Annotated in this window: 27 protein-coding genes and 1 pseudogene; 11 read left to right on the top strand and 17 right to left on the bottom strand. The window is 69.5% G+C overall.

Going from position 1 to position 26,405, the window contains the following annotated elements:
- Positions 1-111 precede the first annotated feature (111 nt).
- From AB0B64_RS09390 to AB0B64_RS09375, 4 genes and pseudogenes are all read left to right on the top strand, one after another.
- A pseudogene (locus AB0B64_RS09390) lies at positions 112-393 on the top strand (roadblock/LC7 domain-containing protein); the annotation flags it as partial.
- Positions 390-782 (top strand): DUF742 domain-containing protein, encoded by a 393-nt coding sequence (locus AB0B64_RS09385; protein WP_357951163.1) that lies wholly within the window; start codon positions 390-392, stop codon positions 780-782. The pseudogene AB0B64_RS09390 and the gene AB0B64_RS09385, both read left to right, overlap by 4 nt.
- Positions 763-1,350 carry an ATP/GTP-binding protein gene (locus AB0B64_RS09380; RefSeq protein WP_357951161.1) on the top strand — a complete coding sequence of 196 codons (588 nt, stop codon included), beginning with the start codon at positions 763-765 and terminating at the stop codon, positions 1,348-1,350. Before AB0B64_RS09385 ends, AB0B64_RS09380 begins: the two co-directional genes overlap by 20 nt.
- Positions 1,351-1,441: 91 nt before the next feature.
- Positions 1,442-1,981, top strand: coding sequence for a hypothetical protein (locus AB0B64_RS09375; RefSeq protein ID WP_357951159.1), 540 nt, complete (start codon positions 1,442-1,444; stop codon positions 1,979-1,981).
- 10 nt (positions 1,982-1,991) lie between these two features.
- Here the strand turns inward: AB0B64_RS09375 and AB0B64_RS09370 are convergent, their stop codons facing one another.
- Entirely contained in the window at positions 1,992-3,602 is a 1,611-nt protein-coding gene (locus AB0B64_RS09370) for a cation acetate symporter (RefSeq protein ID WP_358175949.1), read from the bottom strand.
- Positions 3,599-3,928, bottom strand: a complete 330-nt coding sequence (locus AB0B64_RS09365; RefSeq protein WP_357951155.1) for a DUF485 domain-containing protein — start codon at positions 3,926-3,928, stop codon at positions 3,599-3,601. Before AB0B64_RS09365 ends, AB0B64_RS09370 begins: the two co-directional genes overlap by 4 nt.
- Before the next feature lie 410 nt (positions 3,929-4,338).
- On the opposite strand from AB0B64_RS09365, the gene AB0B64_RS09360 reads away from it, so the two are divergent.
- Positions 4,339-5,436, top strand: a complete 1,098-nt coding sequence (locus AB0B64_RS09360; RefSeq protein ID WP_357951152.1) for a helix-turn-helix transcriptional regulator — start codon at positions 4,339-4,341, stop codon at positions 5,434-5,436.
- Positions 5,437-5,442: 6 nt separating this feature from the next.
- Here AB0B64_RS09360 and AB0B64_RS09355 read toward each other — a convergent pair whose 3' ends face one another.
- The 4 genes from AB0B64_RS09355 to AB0B64_RS09340 are packed head-to-tail and all read right to left on the bottom strand — an operon-like array spanning position 5,443 to position 9,605.
- Positions 5,443-6,258, bottom strand: a complete 816-nt coding sequence (locus AB0B64_RS09355; protein ID WP_358175947.1) for a carbohydrate ABC transporter permease — start codon at positions 6,256-6,258, stop codon at positions 5,443-5,445.
- Positions 6,255-7,157 carry a sugar ABC transporter permease gene (locus AB0B64_RS09350; protein ID WP_358175945.1) on the bottom strand — a complete coding sequence of 301 codons (903 nt, stop codon included), beginning with the start codon at positions 7,155-7,157 and terminating at the stop codon, positions 6,255-6,257. The genes AB0B64_RS09355 and AB0B64_RS09350 overlap by 4 nt, the downstream gene beginning before the upstream one ends.
- Positions 7,154-8,407 (bottom strand): sugar ABC transporter substrate-binding protein, encoded by a 1,254-nt coding sequence (locus AB0B64_RS09345; RefSeq protein ID WP_357951144.1) that lies wholly within the window; start codon positions 8,405-8,407, stop codon positions 7,154-7,156. Before AB0B64_RS09345 ends, AB0B64_RS09350 begins: the two co-directional genes overlap by 4 nt.
- A gap of 34 nt (positions 8,408-8,441) precedes the next feature.
- A complete protein-coding gene (locus tag AB0B64_RS09340; RefSeq protein WP_357951142.1) occupies positions 8,442-9,605 on the bottom strand; it encodes an aminotransferase class I/II-fold pyridoxal phosphate-dependent enzyme in 1,164 nt (387 codons plus the stop codon).
- Positions 9,606-9,616: 11 nt separating this feature from the next.
- Here AB0B64_RS09340 and AB0B64_RS09335 point away from each other — a divergent pair, with 11 nt between their 5' ends.
- Positions 9,617-10,618 carry a LacI family DNA-binding transcriptional regulator gene (locus AB0B64_RS09335; RefSeq protein ID WP_357951139.1) on the top strand — a complete coding sequence of 334 codons (1,002 nt, stop codon included), beginning with the start codon at positions 9,617-9,619 and terminating at the stop codon, positions 10,616-10,618.
- A gap of 3 nt (positions 10,619-10,621) precedes the next feature.
- Here AB0B64_RS09335 and AB0B64_RS09330 read toward each other — a convergent pair whose 3' ends face one another.
- From AB0B64_RS09330 to AB0B64_RS09315, 4 genes are read right to left on the bottom strand one after another with little or no spacing between them, the layout of a single operon-like run.
- Complete coding sequence (locus tag AB0B64_RS09330) at positions 10,622-12,109, bottom strand: cation acetate symporter (RefSeq protein WP_357951136.1); 1,488 nt, start codon at positions 12,107-12,109, stop codon at positions 10,622-10,624.
- Positions 12,106-12,519 carry a hypothetical protein gene (locus tag AB0B64_RS09325; RefSeq protein ID WP_357951134.1) on the bottom strand — a complete coding sequence of 138 codons (414 nt, stop codon included), beginning with the start codon at positions 12,517-12,519 and terminating at the stop codon, positions 12,106-12,108. Before AB0B64_RS09325 ends, AB0B64_RS09330 begins: the two co-directional genes overlap by 4 nt.
- Positions 12,516-13,265, bottom strand: a complete 750-nt coding sequence (locus tag AB0B64_RS09320; protein WP_357951131.1) for a LytTR family DNA-binding domain-containing protein — start codon at positions 13,263-13,265, stop codon at positions 12,516-12,518. Before AB0B64_RS09320 ends, AB0B64_RS09325 begins: the two co-directional genes overlap by 4 nt.
- 33 nt (positions 13,266-13,298) lie before the next feature.
- Positions 13,299-14,477 carry a histidine kinase gene (locus AB0B64_RS09315; protein WP_357951129.1) on the bottom strand — a complete coding sequence of 393 codons (1,179 nt, stop codon included), beginning with the start codon at positions 14,475-14,477 and terminating at the stop codon, positions 13,299-13,301.
- 78 nt (positions 14,478-14,555) lie between these two features.
- On the opposite strand from AB0B64_RS09315, the gene AB0B64_RS09310 reads away from it, so the two are divergent.
- The gene (locus AB0B64_RS09310) at positions 14,556-16,745 is read left to right on the top strand and encodes an FdhF/YdeP family oxidoreductase (protein WP_358175942.1); all 2,190 of its coding nucleotides are present in this window, start codon (positions 14,556-14,558) and stop codon (positions 16,743-16,745) included.
- A complete protein-coding gene (locus tag AB0B64_RS09305) occupies positions 16,742-17,968 on the top strand; it encodes an OFA family MFS transporter (RefSeq protein ID WP_357951123.1) in 1,227 nt (408 codons plus the stop codon). Before AB0B64_RS09310 ends, AB0B64_RS09305 begins: the two co-directional genes overlap by 4 nt.
- Here AB0B64_RS09305 and AB0B64_RS09300 read toward each other — a convergent pair.
- The 7 genes from AB0B64_RS09300 to AB0B64_RS09270 are packed head-to-tail and all read right to left on the bottom strand — an operon-like array spanning position 17,946 to position 21,713.
- Entirely contained in the window at positions 17,946-18,359 is a 414-nt protein-coding gene (locus AB0B64_RS09300; RefSeq protein WP_358175939.1) for an HIT family protein, read from the bottom strand. The two genes, AB0B64_RS09305 and AB0B64_RS09300, sit on opposite strands and share 23 nt — an antisense overlap.
- Positions 18,360-18,378: 19 nt before the next feature.
- Complete coding sequence (locus tag AB0B64_RS09295) at positions 18,379-19,077, bottom strand: DUF1838 family protein (protein ID WP_357951608.1); 699 nt, start codon at positions 19,075-19,077, stop codon at positions 18,379-18,381.
- A gap of 29 nt (positions 19,078-19,106) precedes the next feature.
- Positions 19,107-19,547, bottom strand: a complete 441-nt coding sequence (locus AB0B64_RS09290; RefSeq protein WP_357951117.1) for a protease inhibitor I42 family protein — start codon at positions 19,545-19,547, stop codon at positions 19,107-19,109.
- Positions 19,548-19,572: 25 nt separating this feature from the next.
- On the bottom strand, positions 19,573-20,295 hold the full coding sequence (locus tag AB0B64_RS09285; RefSeq protein WP_358175936.1) for a DUF3618 domain-containing protein: 723 nt from the start codon (positions 20,293-20,295) through the stop codon (positions 19,573-19,575).
- Positions 20,292-20,672: a phage holin family protein gene (locus tag AB0B64_RS09280; RefSeq protein WP_357951113.1), complete on the bottom strand. Its 381-nt coding sequence runs from the start codon at positions 20,670-20,672 to the stop codon at positions 20,292-20,294. The genes AB0B64_RS09285 and AB0B64_RS09280 overlap by 4 nt, the downstream gene beginning before the upstream one ends.
- A 48-nt stretch (positions 20,673-20,720) precedes the next feature.
- The gene (locus tag AB0B64_RS09275; protein WP_357951111.1) at positions 20,721-20,885 is read right to left on the bottom strand and encodes a hypothetical protein; all 165 of its coding nucleotides are present in this window, start codon (positions 20,883-20,885) and stop codon (positions 20,721-20,723) included.
- Between the two features lie 42 nt (positions 20,886-20,927).
- Positions 20,928-21,713, bottom strand: coding sequence for a methyltransferase domain-containing protein (locus tag AB0B64_RS09270; protein ID WP_357951108.1), 786 nt, complete (start codon positions 21,711-21,713; stop codon positions 20,928-20,930).
- 78 nt (positions 21,714-21,791) lie between these two features.
- Here AB0B64_RS09270 and AB0B64_RS09265 point away from each other — a divergent pair, with 78 nt between their 5' ends.
- The 3 genes from AB0B64_RS09265 to AB0B64_RS09255 all read left to right on the top strand — a co-directional run bounded on the left by AB0B64_RS09265 (position 21,792) and on the right by AB0B64_RS09255 (position 26,405).
- The gene (locus AB0B64_RS09265) at positions 21,792-22,457 is read left to right on the top strand and encodes a Uma2 family endonuclease (RefSeq protein ID WP_357951106.1); all 666 of its coding nucleotides are present in this window, start codon (positions 21,792-21,794) and stop codon (positions 22,455-22,457) included.
- Between the two features lie 72 nt (positions 22,458-22,529).
- Positions 22,530-23,195, top strand: a complete 666-nt coding sequence (locus AB0B64_RS09260) for a Uma2 family endonuclease (RefSeq protein ID WP_357951103.1) — start codon at positions 22,530-22,532, stop codon at positions 23,193-23,195.
- An 18-nt stretch (positions 23,196-23,213) separates the two neighbouring features.
- A complete protein-coding gene (locus AB0B64_RS09255) occupies positions 23,214-26,405 on the top strand; it encodes a DEAD/DEAH box helicase (RefSeq protein ID WP_358175933.1) in 3,192 nt (1,063 codons plus the stop codon).

The raw sequence follows: 26,405 nt of genomic DNA, 5'->3' as shown, positions 1-26,405 counted from the left end.
CCCACAATTAAAACCCAAATCCCGCATACCTATTTTTGGTTTTGTGTGATTTCTTTTAACGGTGTGATATACCCACCCCCCCCCCGGGGGCGGGGGGCGCGCCCCCCCCCCGACGGTGAGCATCTGTCGGCGGTGGCCTCCGGGCTGCAGAGCCTGGCCAAGGGTCTGTCGGAGCATGTGAGCGGTGGCGTGGTCAAGCAGACGGTGGTGGAGTGGCGCTCGCGATTCCTCATCGTGACCGTGGCGGGTGAACGGGCGTGCCTGGCCGTCCTGTGCGCGCAGACCGCGGACATCGGCCTGGTCGCCTACGAGATGGCCATGCTCGTCGCCCGGGTCGGCCAATACCTCACCTCGGGCGCCCGCGTCGAGGCCGTGGCCAGGGGTGATCGGTGAACACCCCTGGCCACGGCCCCACGGACGGGCCCGAGGACGAGCACTGGGTCGATCCGGAGATCATCCGGCCCTACGTGGTGACGCGGGGGCGGACCCAGCCCACCCACGGCAAATTCGACCTGATCTCCATGGCCCTGGCCATCGGCCCGACGCCCGGTCCCGAGGCCGGGCTCGACCCCGAACATCTGTCGATCCTGCGGCTCTGCCGCGAGCCCAAGTCCGTCGCCGAGATCGCCGCGCACCTGGACCTGCCCGCGGGCACAATCCGGGTGCTCCTCGGCGACCTGTTCGACAAGGAACTCGTCTCGGCCCAGGAACCGCAATCCGAGGTGGACATGAACGATATGAAGATGTACAGGGCGGTGCTCGATGGCCTTCGATCGCTCTGACCGCCCGCGCCTGCCGACCGCGATCAAGATCCTGGTCGCGGGTGGTTTCGGCGCGGGCAAGACCACGCTGGTCGGCGCGGTCTCCGAGACGCGCCCCCTGCGGACCGAGGAGATCCTGACCGACCGCGGCATCGGCATCGACGACATCTCATCCGTAGAGGCCAAGCGGACGACGACCGTGGCGATGGACTTCGGCCGCATCACGCTCAGCCCCGACTACGTGCTGTACCTGTTCGGCACGCCGGGGCAGGAGCGGTTCTGGTTCGTCTGGGACGAGTTGGCCGAGGGCTCGCTGGGCGCGGTCATCCTGGCCGACACCCGCCGCCTGGCCGACTGCTTCCCCTCGATCGACTACTTCGAGCGCCGTGGCACGCCGTTCGTGGTGGCGGTCAACTGCTTCGAGGGCTCGCGGACGTTCGAGCTCGACGAGGTACGGCTGGCGCTCCAGCTGAACCCGTCAATCCCGATCATCATGTGCGACGCCAGGAAGCGCGACTCGAGCAGGGAGGTGCTGATCACCCTGGTACAGCATTCCGCCAAACTCCGCGCGGAGCCTGTGGCTCCTTGACGCCGGTCGGAGCGCGACGGTCGTGGCTGCTTGACGCCGGTCGGTGCGCGGCGGATCTTGGCAGGTAACCGCTGCTGAGGGGGGCCGCCCCATGACGACGTCCGGCGACGACCTGCTGTCCGAGCGGGTGGCGGGCGGGATCCTGCCGAAGGTGCTCACCACGTTCGACATGGTCGCCATCTTCGTGGCGATCGTGCTGTTCATCACGAACGCCGCGGTGATCCAGAGCGCCGGTCCGGCCGCGTTCGGCTGGTGGATCATCGCGTTCGTCTTCGCGGCCGGGCTCGCCTACCTGCTGCAGGGCAACGCGGCGGCGACGAACCCGTGGGACTTCGCGGCCTGGAGCCCGTCGGCCGAGCACGGGATCAACCTCGGCAACTGGAGCTTCTTCGGCCTGGCGGTGCTCGCCTTGCTCGGCGTCGAGGTGCCGCTGAACATGGGCGTGGAGATCCGGCAGGACCGCGCGGTCACCCGCTACCTGCTGTGGGGCGGCTGCCCAAGGCCGTCTCGCACGTCAACGCGCAGGAGGTGCCGGACGTGGCGGTCTGGATCCGCTCGTGGTGGGGCCCTGCTGTACCTGCTCGGCGCGGGTGGCAGACGAAAGGGCCCGGCCGGAGCCGGGCCCCTTTGACCAGCGGGTGTCAGTGCTCGGTGGCCTTCTCGGCGCCGACACCGGTGAGCGAGCGGACCTCGATCTCGGCGTACTTGGCCGCGTTGTACTCCTTGCTCAGGATCGTGCCGAGGTAGCCGAACAGGAAGCCCAGCGGGATCGAGATGATGCCCGGGTTGCTCAGCGGGAACCAGTTGAAGTGCGCCGTCTTGAACAGGGCCGTCTCCGAGCCGGACACCACCGGCGAGAAGATGACCAGCAGCAGGGCGGAGATCAGGCCACCGTAGATGGCGCTGACCGCGCCCGCGGTGTTGAACCTCTTCCAGAACAGGCTGTAGAGGATCGCCGGCAGGTTGCCCGAGGCGGCCACCGCGAACGCCAGCGCCACCAGGAACGCGACGTTCTGTCCCTGCGCCAGGATGCCGAGGCCGATGGCGACCGCGCCGATGACGAACGCCGAGATGCGGGCCACCAGCACCTCCTCGCGCTCGGTGGCGTTGCCGCGCCGGAACACGTGCGCGTACAGGTCGTGCGAGAAACTGGAGGAGGAGGCCAGCGTGAGCCCGGCCACCACGGCCAGGATCGTGGCGAAGGCCACCGCGCCGATCAGCGCCAGCAGGATCGTGCCGCCCGCCGAGCCGAGGAACGTCTCGCCGACGGCCTTGGCCAGCAGCGGTGCGGCCGTGTTGCCCGCCTTGTCCGAGGCGGCGATGGCCTTGCTGCCGACCAGGGCCGCCGCGCCGAAGCCGAGGACCAGGGTGAGCAGGTAGAAGACGCCGATGATGCCGATGCCCCAGAGCACCGACTTGCGGGCGTCCTTGGCCGTCGGGACCGTGTAGAAGCGGATCAGGATGTGCGGCAGGCCCGCCGTACCGAGGACCAGGGCGAGACCGAGGCTGATCAGGTCGATCTTGCCCGTGAGTCCCTGCGCCGCCGTGGCGTACTTGCCACCCGCGTTGAGGAATGCCTCGCCCTTGCCGCTCTGCGTCGCCGCGTCGCCCAGCAGGGACGACAGGTTGAAGCCGTAGTGGCCCAGCACCAGGAGGGTGATCAGGGCGGCGCCGGTCATCAGCAGGACGGCCTTGACGATCTGCACCCAGGTGGTGCCCTTCATGCCGCCGAACACCACGTACACGATCATCAGGGCGCCCACCCCGACGATCGTCCACGCCTTGCCCGAGGGGCTGGTGATGCCGAGCAGCAGGCCGACCAGGGCGCCCGCGCCCACCATCTGCGCCAGCAGGTAGAAGATGCTCACCGTGATCGTGGACACGCCCGCGGCGGTCCTGACCGGGCGCGGGCTCATCCGGAAGGCCAGCACGTCGGCCATCGTGAACTTGCCGGAGTTACGCATCAGCTCGGCGACCAGCAGCAGCGCGACCAGCCACGCCACCAGGAAGCCGATGGAGTAGAGGAACCCGTCGTAGCCGGACAGGGCGATGATGCCGGCGATGCCGAGGAAGGACGCGGCCGACATGTAGTCGCCGCCGATCGCCAGGCCGTTCTGCACGCCGCTGAACGACCGGCCGCCGGCGTAGTAGTCGGCCGCGGTCTTCGTCTGCCTGCTGGCCCAGAACGTGATGACCAGCGTGAGCGCGACGAAGGTGAGGAAGAGGATGGTGGCCAGGGTCTCGGACTTCACTGGGTCTTCTCCTCGACCTCGTGGCGGAGCTTGTCGGCGATCGGGTCGAGCTTCTTGTCGGCGTGCCTGGAGTACGCCCACGCGATCCAGAACGTGGAGACGAACTGCAGCAGGCCGAAGATCAGCGCCACGTTGATGTTGCCGAACAGCTTGATCCCCATGAAGTCACGCGCCCACCCGGACAGCACCACGTAGAGCAGGTACCACACCAGGAACGCCGCGGTCATCGGGAACGTCCACCGCCGGAAGCGCCGCTTCAGGTCCTGGAATTCGGCGCTCCCCTGAATCTCTTCATAGACGGATGCGTCATGTTGTTTAGTCGTCACGAGCCCTCCACTGTGATGCGGATCACGCACAAGATAGGAGCGAAACCTATCCTTCGTGGAGGCCCCTGGGGAGGCTGTTCGGCGAGCCGCCGCAGCTCAGCGCCTAGTTGGGAGGGAGTTGCGGCGAAAGGTCGCATCCACGCGATGAACGGTCACGACGACTAGCACCGGCGCCGCGATGAACGGTCACGGCAATTCGCGCCTGCATCGTGAACAGCCAGCCACGGCGCGAACCGGCCCGGCTCCTTGAGCGAGCTGACATCTCACCACCAGTAACTCATCTGCCACCTTGCCTCCTTACAGCACACTCGGGGCGAAAGGCCATCAGGTTCATACTTACTCTGAGTGATCAAATGACTACCCTGAGAGGCGATTGTGGTGAGCCCTCCCGCCATGCTGATGTGATCGGCGTGATTCCATCGGAGGATCGGCTCTTCCGCGAGCTCAACGCGGCGATGGGGCAGGGCGCCAGCCCCGACGAGCTGGGTGAGGCGATCTCGCGCGCCGTCTCGCGGTGGGTCAGTCATGACGCGCTGCGGCTGGTCGGCACCAGCCCGGCGACCGGGCTGGGGCTCGGGTCCTTCAGCTTCTGGCACCGCTACGAGCCGGCGCTCATCCGCGCGCTCGCGATGAGCCGCTACCTCGACGACGATCCGTGCCGCCCGGCCGCGCTGGCCCGGCGGCCCGTGCCGGTGGGCCTGGTGGGCGCGGGATGCGACGGCAGCCGCTGCAAGCAGCACGGCGAGGGGCCGTGCGACCTGCACGGCGACCGGCTGACGCGGGAGGTGCTGCTGGCACACGGTGCGGGCTGCGAACTCCGACTGCTGCTGCGCGACTCCCGCGGCGTGTGGGGGTTGCTCGGGCTGATCCGCTCGGAGGGCGGGCGGCCGTTCGGCGCCGAGGACGCGGACAGAGCGGTACGGCTGGCCCCGGCGCTGCTGGCCGCGCTGCGCCGCTATGTGACCGTCGCGCCGCTGACCCCGTCGTTCCCGGTGCTGCCCGCGGGCCTGATCGTGATAGGCGCCGACCACGCCGTCCGCGCGGTCACGCCGCAGGCCCGCGCGTGGCTGGCGCAGATGTGGACGCCCGGCCGGTGCGACCTGCCCGACTGGCTGGCCGACACGTCGATGATCGGCCTGTCACTCGACACGCGGACGTACGCCCGCGACCCCGACTCCTGGCGCCCGCTGATCTGCGCGCCGGCGGCCAGCTTCGGCCGCTGGACGGTGATCGAGGGCCAGCCCCTCTCCCCCGACGGCGACGGCGATGTGGCCATCGTCATCCAGGCGGCCACCGGCCCGCTGCTGCTCCCCTCGTTCTGCGACTGGTACGGCATCACCCCGCGCGAACGGTGCGTCGTGGAGTGCCTGTACGACGGCGCGGCCCCCAAGCAGATCGCCCGCCGCCTCGACCTGTCGGTGCACACGGTCAACGACCACCTGAAGGCGGTGTTCCGCAAGACCGGCGCCAGCGGCAGAGACGAGCTCATGGCCGCGCTCACCGGCTGACGGTCGTCACCCCTTGACCGCGCCGGCCGTGAGCCCTTCGACGATGTAGCGGCGGATCGCGGCGAACAGCACCAGCGTCGGCAGCACCGAGACCACGGTGGCGGCGGCCATCGAGCCCCAGTCGATGTCGTACTGGGTGATGAAGGAGTTCATGGCGACGGGGATGGTCTTGGCGTCCTCGCTGTCGATGAACGTGATCGCCAGGAACAACTCGTTCCAGCACTGCACGAAGGCGAAGATGAACGTCGCGGCGATGCCCGGCAGCATCACCGGGATCACCACCCGGACCATGGCGACCAGCCGGGAGGCCCCGTCGACCTGCGCGGCCTCCTCCAGGGCCACGGGGACGCGCTCGTAGAAGCCGCGCATGATGATCGTGGAGAACGGCACCAGCATGGCGACGTACACGAGCATGAGCCCGGCCAGCCGGTTGAGCAGGTCGAGGTCGGACATCAGCAGATAGAGCGGGCCGAGCGCGATGAACAGCGGGAGCATCTGGGTGACCAGGAAGGCCAGCATGAGCGCACCCCGCCCGGGGAAGCTGAAGCGGGCCAGCGTGTAGCCGCCGAGCACGCCGATCATGGTCACCGCCCCGGCCGCCACCAGCGAGACGAGCAGGCTGTTGAGCAGGTAGGTGCCGAAGTCGGCGAAGGAGAACAGGTCCGCGTAGTGCTCGAACGTCACGTTGCCCGGCCAGTATTTGATCGGCATCGAGAAGATCTCGGCCTTGGGCTTGAGCGAGGTGACGACGATCCAGTAGAGGGGGAAGAGCGTGATCAGCAGCCAGACGCCGAGCACGATCGCTTTGGCCAGGCGTCTCATCGGGCCTTCTCGAATCGGGTGGCGTTCAGGTAGAAGACGCTGAAGGCGAGCAGCAGGCCGAGGACGAGCATGCCGACCGCGCCCCCTCGGCCGTAGTCGCCGCCGATCACCTGCTGGATGAGGAACGTGGTGATGATGTCGGTGCTCCCCGCGGGTCCGCCGCCGGTCATCGAGTAGATCAGGTCGGGGAAGTTCAGGATCCAGATGATGCGCAGCAGCACGATCAGCGCCAGCGTCGGCCGGATGTGCGGCAGCGTCACGTGCCAGAACTGCCTCAGCCGTGACGCCCCGTCCACGTCCGCCGCCTCATAGAGCTCACGGGGCACCGACTGCAGGGCCGCCATGATCATGATGGCGAAGAAGGTCACGCCGTACCAGACGTTGGCGACGATGACCGAGGTCATCGCCCACCCGGGCGTCGCGAGGAAGCCGATGCGGTGCTCGATGATCCCGCTCCTGAGCAGCAGGTCGTTGATCACCCCGAACTGCCCGTTGAACATCCACCGCCACAGCAGCCCGATCAGGAACCCCGACATCGCCCAGGGGAAGAACACCCACGCCTGGTAGAGCCCCCGGCCGCGGAAGTGCCGCCGCAGCAGCAGCGCCAGCCCGAAGCCGAGGAAGAACTGGAAGAACAGCGACACGACCACCCAGGTGCCGGTGTTGCGGAGCGCCGTCCAGAACCGGTCCTCGGCCAGCACGGCACGAAAGTTCTCCAGGCCCACGAACGGCGTCGAGGTCAGGTCGAACAGGTTGTACTGCTGGAAGGCGATGATCGCGCCGCGGATCACCGGGTAGTACGTGAAGAGCACCACGAAGACCACGCCGGGCAGCAGGCACAGGGCGATGAACCTGGCCTTGCGGGTGGTGAACGCGGGTCTGGCCGATCCTACGCTCACGAGACCTTCTTCGCCTGGTCCGTCCAGAACGCGTCCCACGACTTGAGCACCTCGGCCGTGGTCTTCTTGCCGGTGAGCAGCGCCTGCACGTCACGGTCGGAGTCGACCTGGAACTGGCTCCAGCCCGGGTAGTCGACCGGCCGGATCGTGATCACCTGCTTGGGGTCCTGCTGCGCCTGAAGGTAGGCCTTCCAGGCGCCCTGGGAGAACTGCGGGTCGCCCTGGGCCTGCTTGGAGATCGGGATGAGCGAGTTGCCCTTGGCGAAGGCGATGCTCTGCTTGGCCTCCGACAGGAACTGCACCAGCTTGACCGCCTCCTTGGGGTGCTGGCTGAAGGAGGTCGCGCCCCAGCCGGCGTAGCCGACCGGCTGGAAGGCGTAGCCCGACGGGCCCTTGGGGATCGGGGCCGTGGACCAGGTCTTGACCGAGCTCTCCTCGACCGTCTTGATCACTTCGGGGTCCTGGATGAGCATGCCGGTGACGCCCGAGGTGAAGCCCTGGACCATCTCCGGGTAGCCCCACGACACCGAGTCGGGCGGCGAGATCTCCTTGAAGATCTTCACGAACAGGTCCGTGGCCTGGACGGCCTCGGGGGTCGAGAAGATCGTCCGCTTGTCCTTGAGGAAGAAGGATTTCTCGGGGTTCAGGGCCTCGCCGTTGTAGGCGCTGATCATCTGGACGACGTAGTCGGCGCCGCCCTTGCCGCCCCGGAAGGAGTAGCCGAACCTGTCGCCCGAGGTCATCTTCTTGCCGGCCTCGTAGAGCTCCTGCCAGGTCGTGGGCGGCTGGGTCATGCCCCAGTCGGTCCGGTAGAACAGCGTGCGCTCATAGAAGCCGTACGGGATGAGGTACGGCTTGCCGCCGACCTCGACCGCCTTCTTCTGGGCCAGCTCGGTCAGGTCCGACCAGCCCGGCCAGTCCGTGGTCGGCAGTACGGCCAGCCAGCCGTTGTTGGAGAAGGACTTGGCCGTGTGGTCGCGGACCTCCAGGACGTCCAAGCCCTTCTTCGTCTGCAGGATCTGGGTGATCTTCTGGTCGGCGCTGTCGAGCGGCGGCGAGATCAGCTCCACCTTGATCTTCGGGTTCGCCTTCTCGAAGTCCGCGATCAAGGTCTTGATCAGCTTCGTCCGCTCGGGGCTGGTCAGGCTCTCGATCATGCGCAGCCGTACCTCTCCAGAGGACGACCCGGAGCCGCAGCCCGCGAGCACCAGGGTTGCCGCGACGAAGGACGCGAGGAGGGGGGTTCTCATCTGAGCCTCCAGAGAGGAAAGACAGCGCTGTCAATCACGCTAGGGGACTGGCACCCTCCAGCGCTAGACCGAGGTCCTTGATCAACGTATCGGCGGGTTCCAGCCCGACCGACAGACGGACCAGCCCGATCGGGATGCCCATGGTCGCTCGTACGCTCTCCTCGGTCGAGAGCGCGGGCGCGTTGACCAGACTCTCAAAGCCTCCCCAAGACACCCCGATCCTGAAATATCGCAACAAATCGATGAATGCTGCGACCACCGGCCGGGAGTCGGTGTCCAGTTCCAGGCTGAACAGGCTGGAGAAGCCGGACATCTGGCGAAGCGCCTGCGCGTGACCGGGATGCGAGGGCAGCCCCGGATAGTTGACCCGCCGCACCGCCGGATGATCCGCCAGGAACCCGGCCACCGCCAGCCCGCGCTCCTGGTGCGCCGCCATCCGTACCGGCAGCGTACGCAGGCCCTTGATCACCTTGGCCGCGTCGTGCGGCGACATGGCCGCCCCGTAGAGCTGGTACTCGGTCAGCGCCAGCGGCCTGATGAGCCGCGACGGCCCGATCACCACGCCGCCGACCAGGTCGCTGTGGCCGCCGATGTACTTCGACAGCGAGTGCACGACCAGGTCCACCCCGAGCGTCAGCGGCTTCTGGAACAGCGGCGTGGACCAGGTGTTGTCCATCACCGTCACCAGCCCCCGCTCCCGCGCCCAGGCGGTCACCTCCGCGATGTCCACGACGGCGTAGGCCATGTAGGAGGGCGACTCGAAGTAGAGTAGGCGGGTGCTCGCCGTGATAGCGCTGTCACAGCCTTCGAGGTCATCGACGTGCGTATGCGTGACGCCGAACTTCTCCAGGTAACGCAGGAACTGGGTGGTGGGCCCATAGACCGCGCCCAGCACCAGCACATGGTCACCGGCCTTCACCAGCGAGGAGATGGTCGCGGCGATCGCGCCCATTCCCGAGGCGAAACACTTGGCCCGCTCCCCCCGCTCCAGCGCGGCAAGCTTGCGCTGCGCCAGGTCGACCGTCGGGTTGGTGCCCCGCCAGTAGACGTAGCGCTCGTCCTCGTTCCTGATCGCCTCACCCAGTTCGCCGGCCGTCTCGAAGGTGAACAGGGAGTTCTCGAACACCGGCGGGTTGACCGCGCCCAGCATCCACGGCTCGTCCTCGCCCAGCCGTCCGCAGATCCATTCATCATCCATGGGGGCACCATATGACAGGCCACAAGGGAGCCATCAACCCGACCATGGCCGACGTCGCCAGGCGCGCGGGGGTGAGCCTGAAGACCGTCTCGCGGGTGGTCAACCAGGAGCCGCACGTGAGCGCGCCGCTGCGGCAGCGGGTGCAGGAGGCCATCAGCGCGCTCGGCTTCCGCCGCAACGAGGCGGCCAGCCGGCTGGCCCGCCGCGCCACCATGCTGACCCTCGGCCTGGTCATGGAGAACATCTCCAACGAGTTCTACTCCCGCCTGGCCAAGGCGGTGGAATCGGCGGCGGCCGACCATGAGGCGCTGGTCGTCTTCGGCTCGTACGAGGAGCGTCCGGAGCGGGAGCGGATGCTCGTGGAGTCCATGTACGCCCGGGGCGTCGACTCGCTGATCATCGTGCCGTCGGCCGCCGACCACGGCTGGCTCGGCGAGCACGGCGGCCTGACCACGGTGTTCGTGGACCGGGTGCCGCACGGCCTGGAGCAGGCGGACGTGGTGCTGCTGGACGACGTCAGGGGCGGCCGGATGGCGACGGAGCACCTGCTGCGGCACGGACACCGGCGCATCGGGCTGATCTCCGACGACGACGGGCTGAGCTCGGTCCACGACCGCGCCTCCGGCTACCGCGCGGCGCTGCGGGAGGCCGGGGTGGCGGTGGACGAGTCGCTGGTGGTGCGGGAGGTGTTCGACCCGTGGCGGGCCGGACAGGAGGTGACGCGCCTGCTGTCGCTGGCCGACCCGCCGACGGCGTTCTTCGCCACCAACAACCGGGCCGCGATCGGCATCCTCCAGGCGCTGCGCGAGCGTCCCGAACGCCCGGCGTTCGTGGGCTTCGACGACTTCGCGCTGGCGGAGGTGTTCAACCCGGGGGTGACGGTGGTGCGCTACGACGTGACGCGGCTGGGCCGCAGCGCGGTGGACCTGCTCCTCGACCCCTCGGACCAGCCGCGGCGGGTCAAGGTACCGGTCGAACTGATCACCCGCGGCTCCGGCGAGCAGCCTCCTTGAGACTCAGGACGAGCGGGGCCGCCAGTCGCCGCGGTCCAGGTCCAGGTCCTCCGGGGTGTGCAGGCGGACCATGGTCCGCGCCACTCCCGCCGGGACCCGGTGCGGCGTCAGGAACGACACCGACACCATCACCGCGAACGCGATCGGCACCGTCCAGGCGGCCGGCTGGGCCAGCAGGGCGCCCGCGAGCCCGTCGTACGGCCCGCCGGTTATCGTGGCCAGCACCGCCGCGCTGGCCAGGCCGCCGCCCACGAGCAGCCCGGCCAGCGCGCCCGTGGTGCTGAGGCGGCGCCACCAGATGCCGAGCACGAGCAGCGGGCAGAACGACGAGGCCGCCACCGCGAACGCCAGCCCCACCACGTCGGCCACCGGCAGGGCCCGCGCCCACAGCGCCAGGGCCAGCGGCACCGCGACCGCCATGAGCGTGGCGGCCCTGAACGAGCGGACGCTGCCCTTGAGCAGGTCCTGGGCGATCACTCCGGCCACCGACACGGTCAGCCCCGACGAGGTGGACAGGAACGCCGCGAACGCCCCCGCCGTGACGAGCGCGGTCAGCAGGTCGCCCAGGGTGCCGCCGACCATCCGCTCCGGCAGGGTCAGCACGACCGCGTCGGTCCCCACCAGTTCGGGTACGTACAACCGGCCCAGCCAGCCGTACAGCGCGGGCAGCAGGTAGAACGCGCCGAGCAGCGACAGGACCACGAGCGTGGTGCGGCGCGCGGTCCGGCCGTCGGGGTTGGTGTAGAAGCGGACGAGTACGTGCGGCAGGCCCATCGTGCCGAGGAAGGTGGCCAGGATCAGCGAGTACGTCGAGTACAGGCCGTACTCCTTGCCGCCGGCGAGCGGCACCTGCCAGGTGGCCGCGTCGGCCGCGCTCACCGCGGGCGCCCCGTCCGCGCGCCACGCCATGAGCAGGAACACCAGCGGTACGGCCAGCGCCGTCAGCTTGAGCCAGTACTGGAACGCCTGCACGAACGTGATCGACCGCATGCCGCCCGACAGCACGTTGACCGCGACCACGGCCGCCACCAGCAGCCCGCCCACCCACACCGGCGCCCCGGTGACCGTCCGCAGCACCAGGCCCGCGCTCTGGAACTGCGGCATCAGGTAGAGCCAGCCGATGAGCACGACGAGCACGCTGGCCGTGCGGCGTACGGTCATCGACTCCAGCCTGGCCTCGGCGAAGTCGGGCAGCGTGTACGCGCCCGAGCGGCGCAACGGCGCGGAGACCAGCACGAGCAGCACGAGGTAGCCGCCGGTCCAGCCGACGGGCAGCCACAGCATGTCGGCGCCGAACGACAGGATCAGCCCCGCCACCCCGAGGAACGACGCCGCCGACAGGTACTCGCCGCCGATCGCCGAGGCGTTCCACAGCGGGCTGACCGAGCGGGAGGCGACGTAGAAGTCGGAGGTGGTACGGGAGAACCGGATGCCGAACGCCCCGATGAGCACGGCCGCCACCACCACGATGACGACCGCGGTGAGGCTCATGGGCGTTCGACCAGGTCGGCGAAGTGGCGCTCGTTGCGTTCGGCCTGCCGTACGTAGAGCCACGCGCCCACGACGAAGGCGGGGTAGATGAGGCCGGCGAGCACCGCCCACGGCAGCGGGATGCCCAGCAGGTCCGCCTCGCGCAGCTCCGGGATGGCCAGGAACAGCAGCGGCAGACCGCCCACCACGCACGCCAGCACCGTGCAGACGAACAGGGCCAGCCGGAACTGGGTGCGTAGCAGCGAGCGCATGTACACCTCGCCGAGGTGCGTCTGCTCGTCGATCTCGCGGGTGGCCGGGTAGCGGGGGCGGCGCGCGGCGGCGGTGCGAGGGCTCGTCACCGTGACCCGGCGCGCCGTGTCGTGGCGGGCGAGCGGCACCCGGCGGGCGGGGCGGGGCTCCGGGCTCACTCCGGCCGTCCTCTCTTGGCCCGGCGGACGAGCATGTCGCGCAGTTCGCGGGTGTGGCGGCGGCTGACCGGGATCTCGGTGTCGCCGACCCGGACCGTGCACTTGCCGGAGTCGATGTGCAGCTCCTCGATGTGCTTGACCGCGACGAGGTGGCTGCGGTGCACCCGGACGAACCCGGCCGAGGCCCAGCGGTCCTCCAGCGTGGCCAGCGGGATGCGTACCAGGTGGCTGCCGGCGGCGGTGTGCAGGCGGGCGTAGTCGCCGTGCGCCTCGACGTACACCACGTCGGCGCTGGAGACGAACCGGGTCACGCCGCCCAGCTCGACCGGGATGGTGTCGGACTCGCCGAGCTCGACCGGCACGTCGGCCGAGACGGCCACCCGCCTGATCGCCTCGGCCAGCCGTTCGGGGCGCACCGGTTTGAGCAGGTAGTCCTCGGCCTTGATCTCGAAGGCGTCGACCGCGTGCTCCTCGTACGCGGTGACGAACACGACCCGGGGCGGATTGGCGAACTGCGACAGCAGCCGCCCGAGCACCACGCCGTCGAGCCCGCGCATCCTGATGTCGAGGAAGACGGCGTCGATCGGCCGGCCGTCGGCGATGGCCCGGTCGAGCAGCTTCAGCGCCGCGGCGCCGTCCCTCGCGGTGGCCACCTCCCCGATACGAGGGTCGGCGCGCAGTAAGTACGACAGGTCTTCCAGAGCGGGTAGCTCGTCGTCGACGGCGAGGACCCGGAGTTGTGCCATACACAGTGATAAAACCGACAACAAAGATCGAGGTCAACGGGCCGAGACGCCGGGGTGATACTTCGGCAACCTGATGTTGACCTTCGTGCCCGCGCCGGGGCCCGTCTCGACGACCAGCCCATACTCGTCTCCGTACACCTGGCGCAGTCGCTCGTCCACGTTGGCCAGCCCCACGCCGCCCGCGGGGGCTATCTCACCTGCGAGGATGCGGCGCAGCTTGTCGGGCTCCATGCCGAGGCCGTCGTCCTCGACGCTGAGGCGGCACTCGGCTCCGGCGTCCTCGGCGACGATCGTGATGCGACCGACGCCGTTCTTGCTCTCCAGGCCGTGGCGGACGGCGTTCTCCACCAGCGGCTGCAGGCACAGGAACGGCACCGCGACGGGCAGCACCTCGGGGGCGATGCGGAGGGTCACCTGGAGCTGGTCGCCGAAACGGGCGCGTTCCAGGATCAGGTAGCGGTCGATCGAGCGCAGCTCCTCGGCCAGCGTGGTGAACTCGCCGTGCCGGCGGAAGGAGTAGCGGGTGAAGTCGGCGAACTCCAGCAGCAGCTCGCGGGCGCGTTCCGGGTCGGTGCGGACGAAAGACGCGATCGTGGTCAGCGAGTTGTAGATGAAGTGCGGCGAGATCTGCGCCCGCAGCGCCCGTACCTCGGCCTCCATCAGCAGGGTGCGGGAGCGGTCCAGCTCGGCCAGCTCCAGCTGCGAGTCCACCCAACCGGCCACCTCCTGGGCGGCCCTGACCAACCCCGCCGAGGCGTGCGGACCGTAGGCCGCCAGCGCGCCGACGACCCGGTCGTCGGTGGTGAGCGGTACGACCACGGCGTGCCGGATCGGGCATTCGAGCAGCTCGCACTCGATGGCGAGCACCTGGGTGCGGCCGTCCTTCAGCGTCGCGCCCGCGTGCTCGAACGCCTGACCCGCGTGGTGCTCCCCCGCGCCGTCGTAGACGAGCAGCCGCTTCCCGTCGGTGATCGCCAGCGCCGACGAGCCGAGCAGCGTACGCAGGTGCCGCGACGCCTTCTGCACGGCCTCCTCGGTCAGCCCGGCGCGCAGCGGCGGCCCGGCCAGTGAGGCGGTGTGCAGGGTCTCGAACGTGGCCCGCTCGGCCGGGCTGGTGCCCAGCTCGCGCCGCCCGCGCAGGACCCTCCAGAGCACGATCGCGGGCACGCCCACGAGCACGGTCACCACGGCGACTCCGACCAGGTATTCCACGCCGCCGGAGCCTAGTGCCCGCCTTGACGCTTCGACAGTCCCGATCTACGTTCCGACAAAGAGCAAGGAGTTCCTGTCATGGGCCTCGATCCGAAGAACTGGGCCGGCCTGAAACCGTTCGGGCTCGGCGAGCAGAAGCCCAACAACTACCTCGAGATCTGGAAGGCCGTCCGCGAGAACCGCGGTCAACGGCGGTATGCCTGGCGGATCCTGCGTGACGGCGCCTGTGACGGCTGCGCGCTCGGCACCACCGGCATACGCGACTGGACGATGGACGAGGTCCATCTGTGCAACATCCGCCTGCGGCTGCTGCGGCTGAACACGATGCCGCCGCTGGACGGCGGGCTGCTTTCTGACGTGTCGCAGCTGGCCGGCAAGAGCAGCGCGGAGTTACGCGACCTGGGCCGGCTGCCGTACCCGATGCTGCGGGAGAGCGGCGAGGCCGGGTTCCGGCGGATCGGCTGGGACGAGGCGCTGAACCTGGCCGCCGACCGGCTCCGGCAGGCCGGGCCGGACAAGTTCGGGCTCTACATGACCAGCCGCGGCGAACCCAACGAGAACTACTTCGCCGCGCAGAAGGCCGTACGCGCGCTGGGCGGCAACTCGATCGACAACGCGGCCAGGATCTGCCACTCGCCGTCGACCGTGGCGCTGAAGGGGTCGCTCGGCGTGGCCGCCACCACCTGCTCCTACGCGGACTGGATCGGCAGCGACCTGATCGTCTTCATCGGCTCGAACGTGGCCAACAACCAGCCGGTCGCGATGAAGTACCTCTACCACGCCAAGAAGGAGGGCACGAAGGTCGCGGTGGTCAACACCTATCGCGAGCCCGGCATGGACAAGTACTGGGTGCCGTCGAACATCGAGAGCGCGGTCTTCGGCACCCGGATCACCGACCGGTTCTTCCTGGTGAATGTGGGCGGCGACGTCGCGTTCCTCAGCGGCGTGCTCAAGATGATGATCGACAACAACTGGGTGGACCATGAGTTCGTCGACTCGCACACCGCGGGCTACGCGGAGCTGGCCGAGTCCCTGGGCAAGCGCTCGTACGAGGAGCTGAGCGCGCTCTCCGGGGCGTCGGAAGACGACATGCGCGAGCTGGCCAGGATGCTCCACGAGGCGAAGACCGCCGTGCTGGTGTGGTCGATGGGCGTCACGCAGCACGAGTTCGGCGAGGACAACGTCCGGTCGATCATCAACCTGGGGCTCACCAAAGGCTTCGTGGGCCGCGAGAAGTCCGGGCTGATGCCCATCCGCGGCCACAGCGGCGTGCAGGGCGGCGCCGAGATGGGCGCCTACAGCACGGCGCTGCCGGGCGGCCTGGCCGTCACCCCGGAGAACGCCGCCACGTTCGCGGAGCTGTGGGGCTTCGAGGTGCCCTCGTCGCCCGGCCGTACCGCCCCCGAGATGCTGGAGGCCGACCTGGACGTGCTGATCTCCAGCGGCGGCAACTTCCTGGAGGTCCTGCCCGACCCGGCCGCCTGCCGCCGGGCGCTGGCCCGGATCCCGCTGCGGGTGCACATCGACATCTGCCTGTCGAGCCAGATGCTGGTGGAGCCCGGCTCGGCGGTGCTCCTGCTGCCCGCCCAGACCCGCTACGAGATGATCGGCGGGGTCACGGCCACCTCCACGGAGCGGCGGATCATCTTCTCCCCCGAGATCCCCGGCCCGCGCATCCCCGAGGCCTGGCCGGAGTGGAAGATCACCACCGAACTGGCCGCCCGGACACGTCCCGAAATTTCGGAACACGTGCGCTATACCGGCACGCCGCAGATCCGCGAGGACATCGCCCGGTCCGTCCCCGCCTACGCGGGCATCGAGAACCTCAAGGCCAAGGGCGACAACCTCCAGTACGGCGGCCCGCTGCTCTGCGCGGGCTGGAAGTTCCCCACCCCCGACGGCCGGGCGCGCTTCTCGGTGGTCGAGGTGCCGCCGCTGAACCGCCCCGACGGCACGTTCGTGGTCACCACCCGCCGGGGCAAGCAGTTCAACTCGATGGTGTACGAGAAGCGCGACGCCCTCACCGGAGCCACCCGCGAGGCCGTGCTGATGAACCCGATCGACGCCGACCGGCTCGGCCTGAAGGACGGCGACCCGGTACGGCTGAAGAGCGACACCGGCGAGCTGACCGGGCGGGTCGTGCGCGCCCCCGTCACGCCGGGCAACCTGCAGGTCCACTGGCCGGAGGGCGAAGTGCTCATCGACCGGAACAAGCGCTCGCCACAGGCGGGCATCCCCGACTACAACGCGGTGGTGAGGGTCGGATGAATCGCTGGTTACTCGCGGCGGCCGCGGTACTCTTCCAGCTCGCGCTGGGCGCCGTCTACTCCTGGAGCGTGTTCTCCAAGGCACTCCAGGCCAAGGCGAGCGACTTCGACCTCACCAAGGCGGAGGCCGCGCTGCCGTTCTCGGTGACGATCGGCATGATCTTCCTGGGCACCTTCATCGGCGGCCGGATCCAGGACGTACGCGGCCCGCGACCGGTCGCCCTGGCGGGCGGCGTGCTCTACTCGCTCGGCATCCTGCTGGCCGGCTTCGCCGCCGATCACTCCCAGTTATGGCTGCTCATCCTCGGCTACGGCGTCATCGCGGGCTTCGGCCTCGGGCTCGGGTACATCGTGCCGATCGCCATGCTGCAGAAGTGGTTCCCGGACAAGCGCGGGCTGATCACCGGGATCGCGGTGGGCGGCTTCGGCTTCGGCGCCGTGGTGACCTCGCCCGTCGCGCAACGGCTGGTCGAGGCCAATCCGGCGGTGCCGACCAGGGCGTTCCTCACGCTGGGCGTGGCGTACCTGGTGATGACGCTGGTGGGCGCGTTCTTCTTCCGCAACCCGCCGGCCGACTACCAGGTGGCCGCGACCGGGCGGATCGCCGCCAGCGGGCGCGAGTACACGCAGGGCGAGGCGCTGCGTACGCCGCAGTGGTACCTGCTGGCCGCCATCCTCTGCCTCAACGTGACGGCGGGCATCGCGCTCATCTCGGTGATCAGCTCGGCCGCCACGTCCATCGCCGGCTACACCGCGGCCGCCGCGGCCACGCTGACCGGCGTCATGGGGCTGTTCAACGGCGCCGGGCGGATCTTCTGGGGCTGGATCTCGGAGCGGACCGGGCGGATGTTCGCCTTCGCCGGGATGCTCGGCCTGCAGGGGATCTGCTTCCTGCTGCTCGGCCACGCCTCGCAGGTGGCCCTGTTCGCGGTCCTGTCGGCGGTGGTCTACCTCTGCTACGGCGGCGGGTTCGGCACCATGCCCGCCACCGCGGGCGACTTCTTCGGCCTGCGCAACGCGGGCGGCATCTACGGGCTGATGATCGTGGCCTGGAGCGTCGGCGGGATCGTCGGACCGCTGCTCGCGGCCGCGCTCATCTCGGGCGACAACTACACCACGGCGTTCACCGTGATCGGGATCATCGCGCTGGTGGCCCTCGTGCTGCCGCTCGTCACCCGGCCGCCGAAGGCCGAGCGGGTCGTCACTCCGCAGGAAGCGCTTTAGCGATCAGCTCGGCGTAGGACCGCGCCTCCTCCTCGGAGGCGTACTTGGTGCGGGGCCAGAAGAAACCGCGCAACCCGTCTTTCGGGTTGCGCGGCACCACGTGGACGTGCAGGTGCGCCACGCTCTGACTGATGCGGTTGTTCATCGCGACGAACGTACCGGCCGCCTCCAGCCCCTCCTCGACCGCGCGGGTCACCAGCTGGACCCGCTCGAAGAAGGGGCCGACGTCACCGAGCTCGCCGAAGGTCTCGACATGGAGCCTCGGTACGACCAGGACGTGGCCCTTGAAGACCGGGCGGACGTCGAGGAAGGCGACGACGATCTCGTCGGAGTGGACGAGGTGGGCGGGCCGCTCGCCCGCGACGATCTCGCAGAACAGGTCGTTGCTCACCGGCCGACCCTACCGGGCCTTATCGGGCGGACTTGTCGGCGAAAGCCGTCCAGCTTGTCACGTTGGGCGCCGACCACTCCTCGGGCGCGTGCAGGAAGTGCTCGCCCACGTGCGCGCGGAGCCGGTCGGGCACCTCGGTCGTCTTGTGGCCGCGGCAGTGGTAGACCAGCCCGCCCTGGCGCTGCCCCATCGCCATCCACGGCAGCCACGGCGAGACCCGGCACCACGAGAACACGCACGGCACGCTCGGCTCGCCGGAGTCGAGATCCTTGGCCGAGGCGAAGAACTGGAACAGCTCCAGCGCCCGATAGGTGTCACTGGCCGAGTTGTCGGGATAGTCGGCGACCTTGAGCGGCGACGGGTAGGCCAGCCGGATGTCGGCGTTGAAGACGACCTGGTCACCGAGCCTGGTGGTGGGCACAGGGTAGGCGCCGAAGCGCTGGTTGACCGGGTCGTTGAAGACGTGCCGGACCTCGACGGACGCCCCCGTGAACGGGTTGTCCCAGGTGTCGATGATCTCGCGGGACTTCGGGTCGAGGTAGGCCGCGGCCTCCCTGGTCAGCATCTGCCAGCCGCCGTCGACCTCGACCGCCCTGGCCACGTTGACGCCCTCGAAGCCGAACAGATGGTGCGGTCCGTCGTCCTGCTGCCAGCCGTAGACGTCACCGGTCCACCACGAGATCGTCTCCGCGCCGTCGGTCGAGGCGCGCACTCGCATGAAATCCACAGGTCTCCCCCACGGGTGCTCTATTTGACGACGACCGCGAAGATCGCTTCGCCCGACTGCGCCTTGCTCTGCTCGTCGACCGGGCTGGCACCGGCGCTGGGGCAGCGCCAGCAGTCGTACAGCCTGATCTCGGTGTTGCCCGGGTGCTTGCCGTTGAAGACGAAGTAGCTGGTGCCGCCCGAGCCCGTCCCGCCGCCTTCGCTCTTGTATTCCTTGCTGATGAACGAGGCCACCTTGGCGTCGGGCACCGCCACGAGGCGCCACTGGTCACCGACGGACGGGTTGTCGACCACGGCCAGCGAGAACCGCTGGCCCGCGCCGACCTCCACTGTGACCGTCGAGCCCTTGGCGCCCTTGATGACCTTGCCGTAGTCGCTGACGGCCGACCCCGCGCCACAGCCCGTGCCGGCCCCCAACATGAGGAGGGCCAGCAGGGCGGTGGCGGCCGTTCGACGAATCACTCAGGCAGGCTATCGGGATCGGGGCTCACTTGCTCCTGTTGCGCCTCATGATCCGGCGCAGGACCAGGGCCACGAGGGCGCCGGCGGCGGCGATGACCAGCACGGGGCGCTTCCTGGCCTCCGTGGTGACCTTGTCGGCAGCGTCCTTGACCTGGTCGGGGGTGACATCTCGTACCTTGTCGGCCACCTCGGCGGCCTTGTCCTTCGCGACATCCGCCACTACGACGGCCTTGTCCTTCGCCAGTTCGGCCACGGCGGCCGCCTTGTCCTTGGCGACCTCGGCCACTTCGACGGCCTTGTCCTTGGCGACCCCGGCCACCTCCGTGGCCTTGCCCTTCGCCGCCTCCGCCGCGTCGTTCGCCCGGCCCTTCACGTCCGCCTTGTCGGCCAGGGCCGCCACGGTGTCGCCAAGTTCCTGACGGGTGTCCTTGATGTTTTTGTGCACGTCGTCCTCTTCCTCATCCTCGTCGTTGGCGTGCTCCGCCCTCACAGACTCCGTCTCGCCTTCCCGGGCCCCTGCCGCCTCGGTGCGCTCGTCCACCACGGGGGGTTCGGGGATGAAGGTCTCGTGCTCCTGGCGGGCGGCCTCCGCCTTCATCGCGTTCTCCACCGCGCCCGGCCTGGTCGGCGGTACGTTGACGGACTCGTGGTCCGTCGGCATACCGACCGTCGTCCGGCGAGCGCCCACGTCCCCGGCGTGCTGCTCGCTATATCCCTGCCCGCCGTATTCGGGGTCCGTCTCACTCATCGCCGAGCCCTCTCCTTGACCACGTCGATATCGGCCTTGACGCTGGCGATCGTCTCTTCCGGCACCAGCGGCGCGGCCTGCTTCACCTGGTTCTTGCCCATGAGACCCAGCACGGCGGCGACAACGAACAAGACACCCGCCACTATCGCGGCAGCCGCCCAAGCGGGCATCACCAGGGCGAGCAGCAGAATGACGGCGGCCACCAGAGCGGCACCGCCGAAGAACGCGGTCATTCCCGCGGCCCCGAACAGGCCCGCGCCGAATCCCGCCCGCTTGCCCTTCCGCGTGAGCTCCAGCCGCGCCAGCCGCAATTCATCCCTGACGAGCCGGGAGACCTGCTCGGAGAGATCATTGACCAGCTTGTGGGTGTCGTTCACGTCGCCTCCTCTGCCGAGGAGGCGACTACCCAGCGAAGTGGCTTTCTATCACCGCTTGGCGGCTCGCAGCAGGAAGCCGACGACGGACAGAACCGGGGACTTGGGAACGTCGCACCAGTTGTCGGGCTGCTTGGGCTTGCTCCACGGGGAGGGCAGCTCACACGAAGGAGCCGACGGCTTGGGCCGTTCGCACCACGATCCGGGAGGATTCATATTTTCACTGTACAACTTCAGCTGCGGGCGCCACCGGAATCTTCACCGTCGGGCGTCGCCGGAATCGCCGGGCAGCGCGATGATGCCGGGCTGCGCGATGACGTGGGTCAACGGGGCCACCCGCCGGTAGGGGTCGCTCGACCCGGCCCGCTCCTCGCACTCCAGCAGCAGGTCCAGGTCGTCGGGGAGGGGCGCGTCGTCGGCCGCCAGGTCCGTGAGCACCCGCACGCCGTACCACTGCAGGACGCCCAGCCCTCGTACGGCCAGGCGCCGCGTCAGGTCGTCGAGCCGGTCGGCCCGCGCCCGGACGCCCAGGCGGTTGGTGTACGCGTCCGCGTCGAACGCCTCCCTGGCCGCCGCCCAGTCCCCCGTCATCCCGGGCCGCATCGCCAGCGCGTCGCCGTTGCGCACGAGCAGGGACAGCACCCCGCCGGACGCGAGCACCGCCGCCATGGCGGTCAGGAGCGGGTCGGGGTCGTCGAAGTACATGAGAACGCCATGACAGAGGACCACGTCGAAGCTCCCGGGCCCGAACAGCTCCCCCAGCCGCTCGGCGGGCGCGTGCACCACCTCGATGGCCATCTCAGGCTCGACCCGCTCCTTCAGCAGCCCGAGCAGATCACTGGACGCGTCGAGCGCGGTCACGCGATGCCCCTGGGCGGCGATCCTGAGCGCCTGGGTGCCCTGCCCGCAGCCCACGTCCAGCACCCTGGCCGGGACGGACGGGAGATGGGCCGCCAACTGTCGGCTCACCAGCTCCTGCCTGACCACGTCACGCAGGCTGCCCAGCCGCTCCCGCCACCGTTCCTCGCCTGCTGAGAACCCCATCACGAAGACCTTTCACAGAGTAAAACTACGGTCACGCAGTGTAGTATTTCCGATGACGCGAGCGAGAGGATGACCGCCATGGCCACCGGCACCACGCGCAGAAAGACACGCAGGCGTGCACCCGCACCTGAGCCCGGCTGCGACTCCCGACCTTCGCCCGCGTGGGGGCCGGGCTGGGGACGGTCCGGACCGACCCACACCGAGCTCAAGCGCGAACAGCTCTGGCAAACCCTCATCGGAGAGGGTTGGAGAGCCGAGATCATCCGTGGAAGGATCATAGTGAGCCCCTGGACGAAGAGGCGCCATGCGCAGCTGGTCCACCGCGTTCAGATGCAGCTCTTCGAGTTCGCGCTCGACAAGGGCTGGGAGTTCTACCAGACCTGGGCCGTTCACATCCCGCCCGATCGAGGCGACAAGCGGCTTCCTGATCTGCTGGTCGCGCCACCGGACAGTCCGGAGTTCGACGAGAACCAGGCCTACGGCCACGGCACGCTCCTGGTCGTCGAGATCACCTCCTCCGACAATCGGACCGACGATCTGCAGGTCAAGCCCGCCGAATATGCCCGGGCAGGCGTACCCATCATGCTGATCGTCGACGAATTCTCCGAGCCTCGATCGGTCACCCTGCTGTCGGACCCACGTGATGGCGAATATCGCAACATGACCAAGGTGGACGAAGGCGAGCAGGTGAAGTTGCCGGAGCCGTTCGGGGTCGAGCTCGACACCGGCCTGATCTTCCGCTGAGCAAGGCACCCAGCCGGGGGCGCAAGTACGGGGCCTGAACAGCTTGATGACGCGAGCGAAAGGATGACCGCCATGCCTACCGGCAGCACGTACGGGAAGGCACACGGGCACGACCCCGCCCCGGGTCCAGAGCGCCCGCCGATCGCCGCACCCACGTGGGGCCCTGGATGGGGCGCCCTGGGCCCCACGGACGAGGAGCTCCGCCGCGAACAGGTGTGGGAGAGACTCGTCGGGCAAGGACTGAGGCCGGAGATCGTGGATGGGCGGGTCTATGTGAGCTCCAGGGCCAAGAGACGGCACTGTGTCCTGGTCGACCGGCTGGCGGACCAGCTCTGCGACGTCAAGCGGAAGAACGGCTGGGAGTTCTACCAGTCCTGGGCGGTGCACATTCCGCCGGGGCGCGGCGACAAACGGCTGCCCGACCTCCTGATCGCCCCGCCGGGGAGCCCGGAGTTCGACGGCAACCAGGCCTACGGATACGGCACGCTGATGGCCGTCGAAGTGGTGTCGTCCGACAGCCGCGACGACGATCTGGAGGCCAAGCCGGTCGCCTACGCGCGGGCGGGGGTCCCGATGATATTGATCCTCGACGACTTCTCCACCCCACCGTCAGTCAGGCTGCTCCACGGGCTGTCCGACGGCGCGTACGATACCTCGATCGTCGTCGAGGCGGGGCAGCCGCTGCCACTGCCGGAGCCGTTCGGGGTCACGCTCGAGACCGGGCCCATCTTCCGCTAGGCGAGATACGCTGCCGAGATGCTGGTCGTACACGGGGTCTGGGCAGGAGACGCCCTCGCTTTCTGGGCAGAGGACACCGAGGGCACCTCGCAATCCGCCGACGCGCCCACCACCGGGACGACCGCCCGGCCCGCCACCGGGACGACCGCTGGAGCCGCTCGGCCGGACACCGGGACGACCGCTGGAGTCGTCGTGCGGCCGCACCCGTTCGCCGCGTCCGCTGTCGCGCTCGGCGATCTGCTCGGGCTCGCGTCTGCCCTGGCCGTCACGCTCCGTGAACACGCCTCCTCCGCTGAGGGTTCGCAGGGGGTCCTCACGGAACGGCGGCCGGCCGATCGGCTGCCTGCGGTCCCGTTGGACGGGTCCGTGCGCGGTCTGCGGTTGCTCCTGCCCGGTTCCGCCAAGGAGCCGCTGGCCTCGCCCGAAGCCGGGCGCCTGTCGGAGATCGTCCGGCCGCGCCTGCATCTGTGGGAGGTGCCCGCTGTCGTCCCGGCCACCGAAGACGCGCTGCGGGTGCTCGCCGAACACCCCGGCGCCGCCACCGTACGCCACTGGAGCGTGGTGGCCGAGTTCGCGCGCGATCTCGTACGGCGGGGGCGGGTCATCCCTCAGCTCATCCCCCATGCCCACTCGGAAGAGGCCGGTGGGCGGGCCGTGTGGCGGGCGGTGCTGACCGGGGCCGACGCCGCCTACTTCCGAGACCTCGCCCTCGCCATGCCGCCCGCCTGCCGTACCTCCGAGGTCGAGCGCCCCTCAGTGGAGGTGCTCGGGGCGGCGCTGGACGCGTTCGCCGACGCGCTCGTCCGGGCGGCGCTCACCGAGCCGCTCGTGACCGGCCCCCGTACGGGCCAGGAGCGGTGGCTGGCGGCGCTGACCGGGGCCGACGACAGCTGCCCGGACAGCCCGGAGCTGCGCCGTGAGCTGGAGGAGTGGCGGGCTTCCGTGGCCGCCGCGGACGGGGCCGCCAGGGTGTGCTTCCGCCTGCTCGAACCCACCGGCGATCTCGACCTCACGCCATCTGCCGACGACCTCAACCACCTGGATAGCACCGCCCCCGCCGACCAGGCTGGCGGCACCACTGGCACCGGCGCTGACGATGGCCGTGGCTGGCGGGTCGAGATCGCGTTGCAGGCCGCCGACGATCCCAGCCTCTACGTACGCGCCGAACGGGTGTGGAGCGGCGAGCCGGTGCCCGGCCTGCCCAGGAGTCCGGAGCGCGAGCTGCTGGCCGGGCTGGGCCGTGCCGTACGCCTGTACCCCGAACTCGACCGGGCTCTTCGGGTCGCCCGGCCGACCGGGCTGGAGCTGGACACGGCGGGCGCGTTCGGGTTCCTGCGGCAGGCGGCGCCGCTGTTGCAGGCCGCCGGGTTCGGGGTGCAGCTGCCGCGCTGGGCGGGCCGTACGAGGCTGGGGCTGAAGCTGACCACCCGCACCAAGAAGCAGAGCGCGGCCACCGCCCAGGGGTTCGGGCTGCGCGAGCTGGTGAACTTCCGGATCGACCTCGCGGTCGGCGACGAGACGATCAGTGAGGCGGAGCTGGCCGAGCTGGCCAGGCTGAAGGTGCCGCTGGTACGCGTCCGCGGGCAGTGGGTGGAGCTCGACGACCGCCAGCTCAAGGCCGCGCTGAAAGCCGTCGGGGGCGAGCGCACCGGCGAGTTGCCCGCCGCCGACCTGCTGCGTCACGTGGTCCAGGGTGACGACGAGCTGCCGCTGCTGGAGGTCGACGCCGACGGTGTGCTCGGCGATCTGCTGTCCGGCCAGGCCGAGCGGCGGCTCCTGCCGATGGCCACGCCCAGCGGCCTGGACGCGACGCTGCGCCCCTATCAGGAGCGCGGGCTGGCCTGGCTGAGCTTCCTGTCGGAGCTGGGGCTGGGCGGGGTGCTGGCCGACGACATGGGGCTGGGCAAGACGGTCACCACGCTGGCGCTGCTGGTCCACGAGCGGGCCGACACGCCGACGCTGCTGGTGTGCCCGATGTCGCTGGTGGGCAACTGGGAGCGAGAGGCGGCCAGGTTCGCGCCGGGGTTGCGGGTCTATGTGCACCACGGCAGCGGCCGGGACGCCCAGGCGATCGGCGACGCCGACCTGGTGATCACCACGTACGGCACCGCGCAGCGGGACCTGGAGACGCTGCGGCGGGTCGAGTGGCGGCGGGTGGTCTGCGACGAGGCCCAGGCGATCAAGAACAGCGGCACCCTGCAGTCCCAGGCCGTCCGAGCGATCCCCACGGGCACGCGGCTGGCCCTGACCGGGACACCGGTCGAGAACCATCTCGCCGAGCTCTGGTCGATCATGGAGTTCGCCAATCCGGGGCTGCTCGGGCCGCGGTCGCGGTTCAGGACCCGGTTCCAGGAGCCGATCGAGGCGCGCCAGGACGAGCAGGCCATGCGGGCGCTCAAACGGGCGACCGGCCCGTTCGTGCTGCGCCGCGTCAAGACCGACAAGTCGATCATCTCCGATCTACCGGAGAAGATGGAGGTCAAGGAGTGGTGCCCGCTCACGCCCGAGCAGGCCAGCCTCTACCAGGCCGTCGTCGACGACATGCTGGGCAGGATCGACGACAGCGAGGGCATCGAGCGCCGCGGCCTGGTGCTGGCGGCCATGGCCAGGCTCAAGCAGGTCTGCAACCACCCTGCCCATCTGCTCAAGGACGGCTCGCTCCTGTCGGGCAGGTCGGGCAAGCTGGCCCGGCTGGAGCAGCTCGCGGAGGAGATCGTGGCCGAGGGGGAGAAGGCGCTGGTGTTCACCCAATACTCGGAATTCGGGACGATGCTCCAGCCCTACCTCGCGCAGCGGCTCGACCGGCCGGTGCTCTGGCTGCACGGCGGCCTGCCCAAGAAGACGCGCGACCGCCTGGTCGAGCGTTTCCAGCATGATGACGAGCCGATGCTGTTCCTGCTGTCGCTCAAGGCCGCGGGCGTCGGTCTCAACCTGACGGCGGCCAATCACGTGATCCACGTGGACCGCTGGTGGAATCCCGCCGTCGAGGACCAGGCCACCGACCGTGCCTTCCGCATCGGGCAGCGCAAGAACGTACAGGTGCGCAAGCTCATCTGCGCGGGAACCCTGGAGGAACGCGTGGATGAGATGATCGAGCGCAAGAAGGCCCTGGCCGAGAGCGTGGTCGGCACCGGCGAGGACTGGCTGACCGACCTGTCCACCGGCGAGTTGCGCGAGGTCTTCCGCCTGACCGCCGAGGCGGTGAGCTGA

It is taken from the genome of Nonomuraea sp. NPDC049129 (assembly GCF_040648495.1).
Taxonomy (GTDB): domain Bacteria; phylum Actinomycetota; class Actinomycetes; order Streptosporangiales; family Streptosporangiaceae; genus Nonomuraea.
The sequence above is the reverse complement of the archived record's forward strand: the minus strand, read 5'-3'. Positions and strand labels throughout refer to the sequence as shown.

Bases quoted from the DNA above. Each gene is read 5' to 3' on its own strand.
- AB0B64_RS09270 (WP_357951108.1), bottom strand. From the start codon at position 21,713: ATGGGGTTCTCAGCAGGCGAGGAACGGTGGCGGGAGCGGCTGGGCAGC.
- AB0B64_RS09330 (WP_357951136.1), bottom strand. From the start codon at position 12,109: ATGAGCCTCACCGCGGTCGTCATCGTGGTGGTGGCGGCCGTGCTCATC.
- AB0B64_RS09260 (WP_357951103.1), top strand. From the start codon at position 22,530: ATGCCTACCGGCAGCACGTACGGGAAGGCACACGGGCACGACCCCGCC.
- AB0B64_RS09285 (WP_358175936.1), bottom strand. From the start codon at position 20,295: ATGAGTGAGACGGACCCCGAATACGGCGGGCAGGGATATAGCGAGCAG.
- AB0B64_RS09305 (WP_357951123.1), top strand. From the start codon at position 16,742: ATGAATCGCTGGTTACTCGCGGCGGCCGCGGTACTCTTCCAGCTCGCG.
- AB0B64_RS09320 (WP_357951131.1), bottom strand. From the start codon at position 13,265: ATGGCACAACTCCGGGTCCTCGCCGTCGACGACGAGCTACCCGCTCTG.
- AB0B64_RS09295 (WP_357951608.1), bottom strand. From the start codon at position 19,077: ATGCGAGTGCGCGCCTCGACCGACGGCGCGGAGACGATCTCGTGGTGG.
- AB0B64_RS09335 (WP_357951139.1), top strand. From the start codon at position 9,617: ATGACAGGCCACAAGGGAGCCATCAACCCGACCATGGCCGACGTCGCC.
- AB0B64_RS09275 (WP_357951111.1), bottom strand. From the start codon at position 20,885: ATGAATCCTCCCGGATCGTGGTGCGAACGGCCCAAGCCGTCGGCTCCT.
- AB0B64_RS09340 (WP_357951142.1), bottom strand. From the start codon at position 9,605: ATGGATGATGAATGGATCTGCGGACGGCTGGGCGAGGACGAGCCGTGG.
- AB0B64_RS09265 (WP_357951106.1), top strand. From the start codon at position 21,792: ATGGCCACCGGCACCACGCGCAGAAAGACACGCAGGCGTGCACCCGCA.
- AB0B64_RS09380 (WP_357951161.1), top strand. From the start codon at position 763: ATGGCCTTCGATCGCTCTGACCGCCCGCGCCTGCCGACCGCGATCAAG.
- AB0B64_RS09255 (WP_358175933.1), top strand. From the start codon at position 23,214: ATGCTGGTCGTACACGGGGTCTGGGCAGGAGACGCCCTCGCTTTCTGG.
- AB0B64_RS09345 (WP_357951144.1), bottom strand. From the start codon at position 8,407: ATGAGAACCCCCCTCCTCGCGTCCTTCGTCGCGGCAACCCTGGTGCTC.
- AB0B64_RS09375 (WP_357951159.1), top strand. From the start codon at position 1,442: ATGACGACGTCCGGCGACGACCTGCTGTCCGAGCGGGTGGCGGGCGGG.
- AB0B64_RS09355 (WP_358175947.1), bottom strand. From the start codon at position 6,258: ATGAGACGCCTGGCCAAAGCGATCGTGCTCGGCGTCTGGCTGCTGATC.
- AB0B64_RS09310 (WP_358175942.1), top strand. From the start codon at position 14,556: ATGGGCCTCGATCCGAAGAACTGGGCCGGCCTGAAACCGTTCGGGCTC.